Here is a 14,224-nt window from a genome sequence, read left to right as displayed (position 1 = left end):
CCATTATTCACCGAAGCCTGTAAGATTACTAGTAAGAGAGTAAGGGGGCGATTGAATCATGATACATAATGTGAGAAAAATAGGACTGTCTGCTGCGGCAGTCAGTTTAATGTTTGTTTCCGCCTGTTCCGATGACGAGGAATCTTTTGATCTAAAGAATCCCGACAGTGTGGTGGAAAGCTACACGGCAGCCTGGGAAAATCGCGACGGGGAACGGATGGCGGACGAACTGAATCCGGATGATTTGGAGGAAGTAACCGCGTCGGAAATCGACCGCGCGTTTAATGAGATTGGTGAAACTCTTGGTATTTCATCACTTACGGTAACCTTCGAAAGTCAGCGGCATATCTGGGAAGCAGATGAAGAAGAGGCAGAAGGTGAGCAGGAAACAGAACCATTAACATCCCTTACATACCCGGTCACGATTGAAATGGAGACGATGCTGGGGGCACGGGACTACCGTACTGATGTGTATCTGACCCGAAGCGGAGAAGACGAAGAATGGCTGGTTGAATGGCAGGCTGATCACATTTTTACCGGTATGCAGGAGGTCACGGACCGGCTTGAACTGGTAACAACCGGGGCCACCAGTATTACCAGAGGGGAGATTTTTGACCGGAACGGAGAAGGTCTCGCGGTGAACGGGGAATATGTGGATGTTGGCTTCCGTTTTGACCGCATTAAAAACCTGGATGAAGAAGTGGAGAAAGCCGCTGAGATTCTGGCGATGGAAGAGTCAGAATTGAAATCACGGGCCACATATTATGAAGATGATCCGGACTGGTTTTCACCGGTCATGAGCATGCCGATGAGCGATCCGAGAGTGGAAGAACTTCAGGAGGCGGAAATTCCGGGACTGCTGACATCCGTTCAGGAGGGCGGCAGAGTTTATCCATACTCCTATGCTGCTGCACATCTCACAGGTTTTCTTACGGAAATCAGAGCCGATGAACTGGAGGAAGCAGAATGGGAGGGCTACCACACTCACAGCCTGACAGCCGCTGACGGTCTGGAAAAATACTATGAAGAGCGCCTCCGCGGTCAGCTTGGAGAAGAAATGACGATCGTGGACGAGAACGGAAATTACCGTGAGCTTCTTACAAGCACAGACCCTCAGGATGGTGAAGAGATTCACCTTACCATAAACGCCGGCCTGCAGCGCTCTCTTGCTGACGCCATGGGGGACGAAGCAGGATCAGCTGTCGTGATGGATCCGGCAACCGGGGAGGTACTTGCTCTCGTAAGCCGTCCCTATTATGATCCGAACCAATCTTATCTTGGAACCTCGTCCCGGGAGCGGGAACGGTGGATGAGTGATGAGCGCGGCGTCATTACGGCCCGTTTTGCCCAGCGGTATGTACCGGGTTCTGTCGTTAAGCCATTAACAGCTGCCATCGGCCTGGAGGAAGGGACGCTTGATCCTGACGAAATCATCCGGATCGAGGGCAGAGACTGGCAGCCGGAAGGGGACGGCTGGGGCGATTTCAGAGTCAGACGGGTGGAGGAACATACAGAAGATGTTGATTTGAGATCGGCGATGCTCTACTCTGACAATATTTATTTTGCCCAGCAGGCACTAGAATTCGGGGCAGATACGATGGAGGAATGGGCAGAAGCATTCGGGTTTGGCAAGGAGGTCGGTTTGGATTTCCACATTACCCCCTCGCAGCTTTCAAATGACGAACTGAACCGGGAGACTCTCCTTGCCGATACGGCTTACGGACAGGGGGAAATGCTCATGTCCACTGTACATCTGGCTTCACTGTACACAATGTTTGTTAATGGAGGGGACCTCGTGTACCCCGTACTGGACCTGAATGAGACGGCTGAAACAGATACGGCCATCATATCATCGGGCACAGCCGAGACGATTCTCGAGACGCTGTATGCTGTTACAGAAGACCGGAATGGAACTGCCTACCGATCCAATCCGGGACACAGTTTCAGACTGGCAGGAAAAACAGGAACAGCCCAGCTGGACGGGGCTGAGGAAGATGAAGAGGCTGAAGGTGACACCATCGGCTGGTATGTAAGCACCGATGCAGAGGATTATATCGTCGCCATGATGATTGAAGATGAAACGGGCGGCACGGTCGTAGACCGGGTGAACGATTTCTGGTCCCGAATCGAATGAACGATAATAAGCCACTGGGGGGATGACCCTCAGTGGCTGTTTCAGATAAAACCTCTGCAGTAAAATGACCAAGGCTCTGCTTCACCCAATAGCGAGACTCCTGCGGCTGTGGGAGCCAGGAGAGACCCCGCAGGTCGAAGCCCGAGGAGGCTCGCCGGTACCGCCGCGGAAAGCGAGCGTATGGCGTGAAGCAGAGCCTTAACATATATATATACAGCAGAATATACGCTACACATCCGTCTCGAGATACACCTGCTCGCCTTTTTCAAACTCGCACTGTCCGCTCGTAAGATCGGTAAGCCATCCTTCGAATCTGTCTTCATCACCGTCTTTCACGTAGGTTTCGATCGTCACACGGTCAAGGTAATGAATTTTCTTAATCTCAAACTCCGAGCCTCGCAGTTCGTTTTCCACTTTTCCGAGGAGGGTATAGTCCATTGAAGTCTGATAGATTTGAGCCAGGCTTCTCTCAACTACCCCGGCTGTGTTGATTCCTTCGGAGGCGGCACTTCCGTATGCCCGGATTAGTCCTCCTGCACCGAGCTTGATTCCGCCAAAATAACGGGTAATAACGACCACAGTGTCTTTCAGGTGGCGCTTCTTCAACACTTCAAGCATCGGTACACCTGCTGTACCGGACGGCTCGCCGTCATCATTGGCCTTTTGTATAAGGTCCTGTTCACCGATCATGTAGGCAGAGCAGTTATGGTTTGCATCCGAGTGTTTCTTTTTGATCTGAGCAATAAAGACGGCTGCTTCTTCAGCAGACACAACCCGGTTCACATAAGCGATAAAACGGGATTTTTGTATCACGATTTCATGTTCGCCGTATCCTTTTACTGTATAATAAGAACTAAGCATAATAGTCTCCTTGTTTTGTCCGATTTCGGAATCTATACTTTTTTACAACATTCGGAATCTATACTTTTTTACAACATATGAAAAAATCTAAAAAGTACTGTATAGCCGTCCTTTAACGATAGTTTTAGGTTAAGATGGAAGAGAATTGGTGTCAAGTGGATGCCCTTTCATAAAAGCGGGAACAACCGCTTTGTACCGGCATCTGCCGGCCATCTGTAATGCCTTTCCCTTAAAAAGGAATTTTCATCCCCATAAATACATGCGACTAATCGAACGAGTATAGCATGAGGGGGATCTCAGAGCATTAGGCGGGCAGGTACTGATGTCCGGGGGTGGAACCGATGGAAAGACAAACAGAAGAACGCTCCGCAACCGAACAGCTCGATGACATTTTAAATTCAATGGTCGAGACAGTCGGTCAAAGTAAAGAGGAGATTTTTGCGATAGGTGAAAATTCCAGAACGGAATATGACCGGTTAAAGGCCGAGACCACCCAATTGCAGAGCAAAGTACTCTCTTTACTGGAGAAGACCGAACGAATGGAGCACAATTCCCGTTTTGCGCGAAACCGCCTTGCCGAAGTGAGCAAGCACGTCTCCAATTACAGTGATCTCCAGGTGAAGGAAGCCTACGAAATCGCCAATGATTATCAGGTGCAGCTCGCGGTTTTAAGGCAGGAGGAAAAGCAGCTTCGGGAAAAAAAAGATAACATCGAGCGCCGTCTGATGAATCTGAAAGGCACGCTCGAAAAAGCCGAAACCATTTCTGCCCAGATTAACGTGGTGATTCACTATCTGACCGGCGATTTACAAAACATCAGTGATGTAGTGGCTGACGCCCGTGAAATGCAGAAATTCGGTCTGAAAATTATAGAAGCCCAGGAAGAAGAGCGGAAGCGGCTATCGCGGGAAATACACGATGGACCGGCTCAGACGATGGCTCATGTGATGCTTCGTTCCGAACTCGTGGAACGGATTTATAATGAAGATGGCATTGAAGCAGCGCTGGCAGAAATCAAAAGCCTGCGCGGCGTAGTGAAGTCATCACTTGCTGAAGTCCGCCGGATTATTTACGACCTGCGTCCCATGGCCCTTGATGATCTCGGCCTGGTACCAACCATATCAAAATATCTTAAAAACTTTCAGGAACAGACCGGCCTGAATATCAGTTTCAGAAATATTGGCAGGGAAATCAGGCTGCCGTCTGAAATGGAAGTCGCGATTTTCCGTTTTATTCAGGAATCCGTGCAGAATGCTTACAAGCACGCAGATCCCAAAGAAGTAAAAGTGAAAATTGAGCTTGAGCCGACTCAGGCACTGGCAGTCATCAAGGATGACGGAAAAGGATTTAATCCCGAGGAAAAGAAAGAGGGATCCTTTGGTCTAATGGGCATGCGTGAGCGTGTAAATATGCTTGACGGACAACTGACGATTACATCCAAACCAGGGGACGGGACTTTAATCATGGTCCAAATCCCTATAACGGGCTGAAAGAGACCGTGATCAAAGATTGTCTTATGTCTTTTGCCTCGTTAACAATACACCAGAATACCCGATAATAATGTAAGAACTGAAATTAAAATAAAACAGACTATTTTTCAGGAAAGTGGACCTGAAGGAGGAGAACTGAGATGAGCGAGAGAGAGAATATCAAAATTGTAATTATTGATGATCATCAGCTTTTCCGCGAAGGCGTAAAACGTATTCTTGCTATGGAGAAAACGTTCGATATACTGGCTGAAGGAAGCGACGGCGATACTGCACTTGACCTGGTAAGAGAGCACCAGCCTGACGTGGTATTAATGGATATTAATATGCCGAACGTCAACGGGGTAGAGGCAACGAAAAGCCTGGTTGAAAAGTTTCCGGAGGTGAAGGTTCTGATCCTTTCCATCCATGATGATGAAACGTATGTCACGCACGTATTAAAAACAGGTGCTGACGGCTATCTTCTTAAAGAGATGGATACAGATGCGCTGATTGAAGCTGTCAAAGTGGTCGCTGACGGCGGTGCATATATTCACCCTAAAGTGACTCACAACCTCATCAATGAATACCGCCGTCTGGCAAATGATGATAAAGAGGAAGCAGAAGTTGGTTTCCGCGAGGTCGAATACCGCCGACCGCTTCATCTTCTTACTCGCCGCGAGTGTGAAGTTCTCCAGCTGATGACAGACGGAAAAAGCAACCGTGCCATTGGGGAAACGCTGTATATCAGTGAAAAAACAGTTAAAAACCATGTAAGTAATATCCTGCAGAAAATGAATATGAATGACCGTACCCAGGCTGTTGTGGACGCCATCAAAAACGGCTGGGTAAAAGTGAATTAAGTTATTCTGATGCATCTTTACGGCGGCGCACTCGTGCGCCGTCTTTGTTTGTGGTTTTCTCCCGTTTTCTGTTAATAAACATAGACAAGCAAGCAGATTAATTGATACTATTTGATAAAGACGACCGTGAATGGAACGAGAGACTCAGAAAGAGAGGAAGCAGACGATGAGTAAAATTGCTGTACTGACAGACAGTACGTCCTACATACCTAAAGAACTCCGTGAAGAGCATGAAATCGCCATGATTCCCCTGAATGTTGTATTCGGCGAAGAGGAATACAAAGAGGAACTTGAAATTACGACCGAACAATTTTATGAAGAAATGAAAACAAAGGAGGCACTGCCGAAAACGTCCCAGCCTTCTGTCGGCCTCTTTGAGGAAACGTATGCAAAGCTTGCGGAGGATCACGATGAAATCATCGTTGTCACTCTCTCGAGCGGCATCAGTGGTACATACCAGACAGCAGTCAGCGCAGCAAACATGATGGATGGTGTGAGCATACATGTATTTGATTCCGAAATCAGCTGTATGCCTCAGGGCTTTTTTGCCCTTACAGCAGCGAGGATGGCCCGGGAAGGAAAACCGAGCAACGAGATCCTTGAGCGTCTAAACGCAATGAAAACAAATATGCGTGCTTACTTTATGGCTGACGATCTGAGCCATCTTCACAGGGGAGGTCGTCTGAACGGAGCGCAGCTGTTTGTAGGCAGTCTTCTTCAAATTAAACCGGTCCTGCACTTTGAAAATAAAGTAATCGTTCCCTTTGAAAAAGTGCGTACAGCCAAAAAAGCCCTTGCGAGAATCGAAGGTCTCCTTGATGAGGATGCCGGAGATAATGAGGCCCTCGATGTTGTGGTGATCCACGGCAACCGCCCTGAAAAAGCAGAGGAAATTGCAGCGGATTTGAAAAAGAAGTACCCTGCAGCGAATGTATACATCAGCTATTTCGGCCCTGTCATCGGCACTCACCTCGGTGAAGGCAGCCTCGGAATCGGCTGGATCAAACCCACAGTATAAATGTAAAAATTCTTATTTAGGTAATTAATTTGTCTGTAATATTTTAGATTAACATGAGCCTTATATTAAGCTCAGCTGAACGCCATCCGCTCGCTTTCCGCGGCGGTGCAGGCAAGCCTCCACGGGATTTGCCCTGCGGGGTCTCGCCTGGCCCCCTCCGCCGCAGGAATCTCGCTGCTGAGGTTCAGCTTTGCATGACGTTATGCTTAATTGTTGAACTTCTTGGTTAAGAGAGAGTGGTTCACTGACTGGAAATTTATATGTTAGAATACTTTGCACCTCTGCCAGCTGGCTGAGGTGTTTTTTGCTGTTTATTGGGTGACGATCACACTTCCGGAAATTCAGGCGGTTTCACATAAATGATAGTGTATGTATCCTTGACTGCAGGAAACGTTTATTCCGGACAGTTCATACGCTTTGTTTCCTTTAGGATAGATGAAATATCCTTATTGGACGCCCGGTGTGCCGGACTTTTATACTGATAGTGCTGAATGACATACCACCACTCAGGAGGAGAATCTATGCGCGTAGCTGCAGTTGATCCTGCTAAAATCACAGGAGCGAAGCTGGAACTGTTTCTGCCGTGGCAGTCTGGACCGGACAAGACAGTCTGGCCGGTTTTTGAACCTCTCGTTTCCCGTGATCACCACCGCTTCACAACTCTGCCGGAACTGCCTTTAAAAAACGTCTGCTTCCCGCCTGTCAATCCGGCATACGAGCTGGATAACCTCACCTCGGATCATCTCATCGGCCGCCGGCTGCTCCTTGATGAACTGCTTCCCTATGTAAATCTCGACACCATCCAGGAACACTTAGCCAACGGTCTCATTCATATTGAAGCAGGTTTGACCGATGAAGGGGCGTGCAGGCGGTGCGGCAATCATGATTCGGCACAAATGAGTACATTTCCATGTTTCCGCTGTAAAAAAACATGTGCATACTGCCGGGCCTGTCTTATGATGGGGCGGGTGAGCGGATGCTCCATACTCGTCTCAGGAAAATGGAATCAATCAGGTTTCAACGGTACGCAACATCCGCTTGTCTGGAGCGGGACACTGTCAAATGGTCAGACTCAAGCTTCCCGTTTCCTGTCTGAAAAAATCGGTATGCTGCAGCACCAAACGTCCTGTGAATGTCTCCTATGGGCCGTTTGCGGTGCAGGGAAGACAGAAATGCTTTTTAACGGCATTGAAAAAGCTCTGAACACGGGACTGCGTGTGCTTGTGGCTACGCCCAGGACGGATGTCGTAAAGGAACTGGAACCAAGATTCAGAGAGGCGTTCCCTAAAACGGAGATTTCTGCATGTTATGGGGGCGCTGAACGGAAGAGAGGAGACTCGCCCCTCGTGATCAGCACTACACATCAGCAGCTCAGGTATTACAGAGCCTTCGATGTTGTAATTGTGGATGAAGTGGATGCGTTCCCCTACTCTCATGACCCCAAGCTTACTTACGCTGTGAACCAGGCTGCAAGGCAACAGCATCTTCTTGTCTACCTCACTGCAACGCCGGACAGGAAGATGCAGGAACGTGCCTCTTTTGGAAAACTGCCTGCCATAATTGTGCCACGCAGGTATCACCGCTTTCCTCTGCCGGTTCCCTCGTTCTGCTGGACATTCAGATGGAAAAAGAAATCAATTGACGGAAAGGTTCCGCGACGGATCATCGTTTGGCTTGAGAGAATGCACGAAACCAAAAAACAAGTGTTTTTGTTCGTTCCCACTGTCCGTCTTCTGAAATCCATCCTTCCTGAGATTCAAAAACAGTTCCCACAGACAGAAGGAGTCTATTCCGAGGATCCCGATAGAATGGACAAAGTCGCCCGTTTCAGGTCAGGAAACGTCCGCTTTCTTCTAACGACAACGATTCTGGAAAGGGGAGTCACGGTTAAAGGCGTGCAGGTAGCTGTGTTCGGGGCAGATGACAGCCGTTTTACAGAATCAGCTCTCGTGCAGATTGCCGGACGTGCAGGCAGAAGTCCCGACGAACCAGACGGTGAAGTCTGTTTTTTTCATGACGGCATCACCAGGGCGATGGCTCGGGCAAAAAAACAGATTGAGACGATGAATATGAGGGAGGAGAGCGGCGAGTGAACTGGAGAGAACTGCTTAATGAAACGGAACGGTGCCTTTATTGCGGGAACGGATATGATGCACCGGTTAACTGGGCAGTTCTGATGGGCAGAACAGAAGGGCAGGCCCTATGTGAACCGTGCCGGAGAAGTCTGGTTTATTTGAGCAGGAAGGATGTGTGCAGACGCTGCGGACGGGAAGACGCTGTGGTGTGCTCGGACTGCAGGCGTTGGGAAGCGGAGCCTTTTTGGCAGGAGCATGATTTCTCAAACGTGTCTCTTTACCGATACAACCCCTTTCTAAAGGATATGATTGCACGTTTGAAGTACAGGGGGGATGCTTGTCTGGCAGGGATATTTACAAAAGAGATGCAGATGCTTTGCCAGAAAAGCGGTCCTCGGGCGGCCGTCGTACCGATTCCTTTAACAGACGAGCGTCACTACGAAAGGGGGTTCAATCAGGCGGCCGTTCTTGCAGGGCACTGCGGCCCGATGGAGCTTCTCGTTCGGGAAGGAGAAAGCAGTAAGCAGAGCAAACGGACACGAAACGAGCGTATCGCAAAAACGGCCGGTGCCATTCGCGTCAAACAGGGGGAAGCCGCTGCTGGTCTGCATATTATCTTGATTGACGATATTTATACAACTGGTGCAACCGTGCACAGTGCTGCCCGTGTGCTTTATGAAGGTGGTGCTGAAAGTGTAAGGTCCGTCACACTTGCGAGAGCTTAGAACAGTTTTTTCGTGCCGAGGTATAAACATCCCGTCCACAGATTCCGATATTAATATAGAGGCAGATTTGGAGGTACGTGCATGAAGGAACTGTCAAACTGCGAAAACTGCGGTAAGCTGTTTATTACAAAATCACAGCGGGTCTGTATCCGGTGCTATAAAGAATCAGAGATGTTACTGAAAAAAATCACTGCGTATCTTGATAAAAACCCGAAGACCAATTTGCATACTCTGGTTGCCGCCACAAGTATTCCCGGGAAAAAAATCATTTCATTAATAAAGAAAGGAAGAATACGTCTAGGACCCTATCCGGCGCTCCATTACCCGTGTGAGATGTGCGGTGCTCCGGTAATGAACGGAAAAATCTGCAGCTCATGCAGGAATAGGTTAAAAGAAGACCTGCGAAAGGCGGAGCATGCTGTTATTCATGAAAAGGCAGCCAGTGCGGTATATTCTTTAGCACAGACAACGAATCGAAAGAGTGGTGATGATGGTGAAAATTAATCCCTACCAGCCGATTCAGCATTATCAGAATCAGGTAAAAGGAAAAGGAGCCGAAGCTTCGGAAAAAGGAATCAAAGACGAAGTACAGATTTCCCAGGAAGCAAAAACGATGCAGAAAAACACTGTCGGTGACCCTGAGAGACTGGCAAGAACAGAAGAGATCAGGCAGAAGATCTCAAACGGCACATACGATTTGAATCACAAAGAAACGGCGCGGAAAATGTACGATTTCTGGTCATAGGAGAGGTGAAAAAAGTGCCTGGACAATTAATCAGCCTGATGCAGAAACTAACCGTTGCCTATAAGGAACTGGCAGCCGTTGCTGCGGTTAAAAGTGAAATGATTGTAAAAGGTGACGCCGCCGAGCTTCAGGTATCTGTGAATAATGAGAGGACACTCAATGAAACCGCAGAAAATCTTGAAAAACAACTGGTGGACGCGGGTGCACGGTATCTCAACACACAAGGGATTGTAAAAGAAAACGCAACAGTGTCGGAAATCCTGCCTTACTTACCGGAAGAAGACGGTGAGACGATCGAGACACTGAGAACAGAACTTCTTGATTCAGTACAGCAATTTTCCGAGCGTCACGAACAGAATCGCCGTCTGCTTGATGAGTCGTTGCGGTTTGTAAATATGTCCCTTGATGCCATTGTTCCAAAGCAGCATAACGGTAATTATTCAAGCAATGGAAAAGAGCAGGCCGGCACGGCGAAGCGGGCGCTGTTTGATTCCAGAGCCTAAATCAGGGAGGAGGAGAATCATGTCAACATTTCACGGATTGGAAACAGCCAGAAGAGCGATTCATGCCCAGCAGGCGGCAATCCACACCACGGGCCATAATATCGCCAATGCAGGCACAGGCGGTTATTCCAGACAGAGAGTGAATCTTTCTGCAGCATCGGCATTTCCCGGAGTAAGCATGAACACACCATTCATGGCCGGACAGCTTGGAGCCGGGGTACAGGCAGGCGCCATTGAGCGTGTCAGAGATACGTTTCTGGACGGACAGTACAGAAACGAGTCGGGCAGGCACGGGGAATGGAGCACCAGACATGGCTCTCTTGACCGGGTGGAAGGTCTGTTTAACGAAATATCCGGAAACGGAATCGGCACGTCGATGGACCGGTTCTGGCAGTCCCTTCACGATCTTGGCACCAATCCGTCTGATACAGGAGTGCGCGCTGTCGTTAAGGAAAATGGTGCAGCTTTAGCTGAGGCTTTTAACTATACATCGGACGGTCTTAACCGGATTGAAACCGAATGTCGTGGAGAATTGAAGGCATCAGAACAAAAAATCAATCAACTGCTCCAGCAGATTAATGATGCAAATAAACAGATCGCTTCGCTGGAAGCCCATGGGCAGAGGCCGAACGATCTGTACGATGCAAGAGACACCCTCGTTGATGAACTGTCTGGATTTTTAAATATCGCTGTCGAACAAACAGCAGGACCTAAAAGCGGGATGGCCGGCAGATATACGATTAATCTGACTGATGACAGCGGCAGAAAGCTGGAAACCCTTGTGGACGGTCCAAACCTTGGAAACAGGGAACTGAGAATTGGTTTTGATGAAGACACGGGACTGGTTGAAGGAATTTATACCGGATCAGCCGAGGATTTTTCAGGTGGTGTTCCCGGCGACGGTGCAGCCGTTTATTCCATCAGCGAATTCCAGTCAAGGGGAAGTCTCCATGCGGCAGCCTCATTTTACGGTTATGTTGAAAACGGGGAAATTCATGGAACACTGCAGGACGTAAAAAATGACTTTGATCAGCTGGCTTATACATATGTAACGGAATTTAACCGCCTTCATGAAGAAGGGTTCAGTCTGAATGGTGAAGGAGGCATGCCATTCTTCGACCCTTTTGCAGAAGGCAGGATCCAGGGGGCCGCAGGAAACATGGTTCTTAACAGTGCCATTTCGTCAGACGTGAATAACATTGCAGCCTCATCAGAACCAGAGGGCACCAGCGGAAACGGGAACCATGCAGCAGTCCTTGCAAATATGAGAGAGCAGACCTTTAATTTCGGAGGAATGTCTACAAATGCCTCGGCATTTTATCAGAGTATTACCGGGAAAGTTGCCGTTCAGTCCAGTGAAGCAGCCCGTATGAGTACGAACGCACTAAACGTTGTAACCAGTATAGGGGAACGGCGGGAATCGGTCAGCGGCGTCTCTCTTGATGAAGAAATGAGCAATCTTGTTCAGTTTCAGCATGCCTATAATGCCGCAGCGAGAAACATGACAGCCATTGATGAAATGCTTGACCGGATTATTAACGGCATGGGCATCACAGGGCGTTAACAAAGAATGATGATCAAGTCCAAGGGGGAGGGAACCCGATGCGAGTGACACAGTCGATGATGGCCTCGCGGTCCATTCAAAATATCAATCAAAACTACCAGAGGCTCTATGACCTTCAACAGCAGGCATCCACCGGCAAAAAGCTGACAAAACCTTCAGATGATCCTGCAGCAGCCATGGCCGCAATGAAATACCGTACTGAGCTGTCTGAACTCGATCAATTTCAAAAGAACGGCTCACAGGCAGACAGGTGGATGAGAGACACCGAAGCGGTTCTGGAGGATACAGCCGGGGCCCTTCACCGGATTCGCGACCTTGCCGTTCAGGCATCCAATGGGAGTTATAAACCTGAAGATCTGGCAGACATAGGGGCGGAAATTTCGCAAATAAAAGCGCATATCGTAACACTGGCTAATTCAAAAACAGGAGACGGCTACTTGTTTAACGGCACTGATGTCAGGAATACACCTGTAAAAGAAGAACTTCTGGATCTTTCCTTTACCAGCGGCCCATTTCCTATTTGGCATGAGGGCGGAGCTGATGAAGATCAGAGCTTTATCCTTCATTACAGAGGAGAATCCTATAAACTGACAGGAAATCCGGGGGAGAATCCATTGGACTTTGAAGCTGAAAACGGCAGCCGCATTTCAGTCAGCGGCCTTCCGGGAAATCCATTTTTTGAACGGATTTGGACAGAGGATACCCCGGATGGCCCGGAAGAAATGAGTGAACCAGCCTCTGGTGCAGGGATCATTCTTTCCGCTTCGGAGGCAGTGGCGGGAAATGGACCGCAAGTTGAATTTGAAGTCATGAAAGGCGTAAATATGCAGGCAGGCATCGATCCAAAGGCTGTCTTTTCTTTAGACCTTTTTGCCGAACTAACGATGCTTGAAAGAGCCCTTAAAGATCCAGTAACTTCAAGCGTTGAATTAGAGGACTTCATTAGTCCCGTTAGCGCCAGGCTGGATCAGATTGTCAGTGTCCGGTCGGAGCTCGGTGCCAGGCAGGTCAGGGCAGACTTGATCTCTGAGAGGGTTAAAGACCAGGAAATTCTCTTTAAACGGCTGCAGTCTGAAAACGAAGACGCAGATATGACCAAAGTGATTACCGAACTGATGGCGCAGGAAAACATCCACAGAGCTGCTCTTGCCTCTTCAGCAAGATCGATCCAGCCTTCCCTGCTTGATTTTCTGAGATAAACGCTCATAGAATTAGAAATGTGGAAAATAATCGTAATCTCATTAGTCTGTTTTACTATTTTGTACGTAGAATTTTGGAAACTTATTAAGAAAATAGTCGAAAATATGTAAAAGTATCGTAAAAAAGCTTGGTTTTTATGAAAATGTTTCCTAAAATAGAATTATAGCTTCTTTGGAGTGATTATTTTGAACGTTCAGACGAAGTTTGCCGGCTTGGTTAAAGCTGATCAAAAAGATATTATCCTTTTTCCCGGAGGTATTCCAAGCTTTGAGGATGAAAGGGAATTTCTATTACACCATTTTTCGGAAAATACACCGTTCTATTGCCTTCAGTCCGTAAAAACCCCTGCACTTGCATTTATTACGGCAGATCCTTTCTCCTTTTTCCCAGATTATCAGGTGGAACTATCAGCGCAGACAACTGAAAGTCTTTCTATAGAAGAGGAAACAGATGTGTCTGTCTTTACAATCCTCACAGTTAACGAACCTTTTGAGCAGACAACCGCAAATTTAAAAGGACCTGTGGTTATCAATATGGTGTCAGGCAGAGGCAAACAGATCGTTTTACAAAACCCGGAATACCATACAAGACACCGTCTTCAGCAGCCCTCCCTGAAAAAGGAGGAAGGGTAATGCTTGTGCTTACCAGAAAAAAAGACGAAGCAATTAAAATAGGAACTGATATTGAAGTGCGAATCATTGAAGTAGATGGCGGACAGGTAAAAATTGGGATAGAAGCTCCGAAAAATGTTGAAATTCACCGGAAAGAAATATATATGGCAATTCAGCAGGAAAACAAAGAAGCATCCGGCCCTCTAGATCCTGCCTTGGTGGAACAGATGATTCGGTTTACCCATAAGGGAGATTAAGTATATATCGGAATAGTCCTATAGTTAGTCAAATAAAATATAGTATCTTTTTTTGTCGAACAGGGACTAGAAATATGTCGAAAAAGAGACTTGTTGAACAAGAATATACCTATAACGTACATAAATAATAAACGACGAACGAACCTTGTAAGTTTTTGTAGATCTTTGGTAGTTTAGAGTTACGAATGATTTGAAGGGAGAT

Annotated in this window: 13 protein-coding genes; 12 read left to right on the top strand and 1 reads right to left on the bottom strand. The window is 47.8% G+C overall.

Annotated elements, in window-relative coordinates; all coding sequences use genetic code 11:
• Positions 1-58 precede the first annotated feature (58 nt).
• A complete protein-coding gene (locus CR205_RS15915) occupies positions 59-2,134 on the top strand; it encodes a penicillin-binding transpeptidase domain-containing protein (RefSeq protein ID WP_110521139.1) in 2,076 nt (691 codons plus the stop codon).
• A gap of 228 nt (positions 2,135-2,362) precedes the next feature.
• Here CR205_RS15915 and CR205_RS15910 read toward each other — a convergent pair whose 3' ends face one another.
• A complete protein-coding gene (locus CR205_RS15910) occupies positions 2,363-2,995 on the bottom strand; it encodes a YigZ family protein (protein WP_110521138.1) in 633 nt (210 codons plus the stop codon).
• A gap of 341 nt (positions 2,996-3,336) precedes the next feature.
• Between CR205_RS15910 and CR205_RS15905 the strand changes: the two genes are divergently transcribed.
• The 11 genes from CR205_RS15905 to csrA all read left to right on the top strand — a co-directional run bounded on the left by CR205_RS15905 (position 3,337) and on the right by csrA (position 14,022).
• Entirely contained in the window at positions 3,337-4,485 is a 1,149-nt protein-coding gene (locus CR205_RS15905) for a sensor histidine kinase (RefSeq protein ID WP_110521137.1), read from the top strand.
• Positions 4,486-4,625: 140 nt separating this feature from the next.
• Positions 4,626-5,324, top strand: coding sequence for a response regulator (locus tag CR205_RS15900; RefSeq protein WP_110521136.1), 699 nt, complete (start codon positions 4,626-4,628; stop codon positions 5,322-5,324).
• A gap of 166 nt (positions 5,325-5,490) precedes the next feature.
• Positions 5,491-6,342, top strand: coding sequence for a DegV family protein (locus CR205_RS15895; protein WP_110521135.1), 852 nt, complete (start codon positions 5,491-5,493; stop codon positions 6,340-6,342).
• 521 nt (positions 6,343-6,863) lie between these two features.
• Complete coding sequence (locus tag CR205_RS15890; protein ID WP_161524805.1) at positions 6,864-8,435, top strand: DEAD/DEAH box helicase; 1,572 nt, start codon at positions 6,864-6,866, stop codon at positions 8,433-8,435.
• Positions 8,432-9,142: a ComF family protein gene (locus tag CR205_RS15885; protein WP_110521133.1), complete on the top strand. Its 711-nt coding sequence runs from the start codon at positions 8,432-8,434 to the stop codon at positions 9,140-9,142. The genes CR205_RS15890 and CR205_RS15885 overlap by 4 nt, the downstream gene beginning before the upstream one ends.
• 490 nt (positions 9,143-9,632) lie before the next feature.
• Entirely contained in the window at positions 9,633-9,887 is a 255-nt protein-coding gene (flgM, locus tag CR205_RS15875; RefSeq protein ID WP_161524804.1) for a flagellar biosynthesis anti-sigma factor FlgM, read from the top strand.
• A 14-nt stretch (positions 9,888-9,901) separates the two neighbouring features.
• A complete protein-coding gene (locus CR205_RS15870; protein ID WP_110521130.1) occupies positions 9,902-10,390 on the top strand; it encodes a flagellar protein FlgN in 489 nt (162 codons plus the stop codon).
• 19 nt (positions 10,391-10,409) lie between these two features.
• Positions 10,410-11,954, top strand: coding sequence for a flagellar hook-associated protein FlgK (gene flgK, locus CR205_RS15865; RefSeq protein WP_110521129.1), 1,545 nt, complete (start codon positions 10,410-10,412; stop codon positions 11,952-11,954).
• A gap of 38 nt (positions 11,955-11,992) precedes the next feature.
• A complete protein-coding gene (gene flgL / locus CR205_RS15860; protein WP_110521128.1) occupies positions 11,993-13,153 on the top strand; it encodes a flagellar hook-associated protein FlgL in 1,161 nt (386 codons plus the stop codon).
• A 186-nt stretch (positions 13,154-13,339) separates the two neighbouring features.
• Positions 13,340-13,786 carry a flagellar assembly protein FliW gene (gene fliW, locus CR205_RS15855; RefSeq protein ID WP_110521127.1) on the top strand — a complete coding sequence of 149 codons (447 nt, stop codon included), beginning with the start codon at positions 13,340-13,342 and terminating at the stop codon, positions 13,784-13,786.
• Complete coding sequence (gene csrA / locus CR205_RS15850) at positions 13,786-14,022, top strand: carbon storage regulator CsrA (RefSeq protein ID WP_110521126.1); 237 nt, start codon at positions 13,786-13,788, stop codon at positions 14,020-14,022. Before fliW ends, csrA begins: the two co-directional genes overlap by 1 nt.
• Positions 14,023-14,224: the final 202 nt, after the last annotated feature.

Origin of the sequence: Alteribacter lacisalsi, from assembly GCF_003226345.1 — a bacterium.
Taxonomy (GTDB): Bacteria; Bacillota; Bacilli; order Bacillales; family Salisediminibacteriaceae; genus Alteribacter; species Alteribacter lacisalsi.
This window is presented reverse-complemented; position numbering and strand designations above follow the sequence as displayed.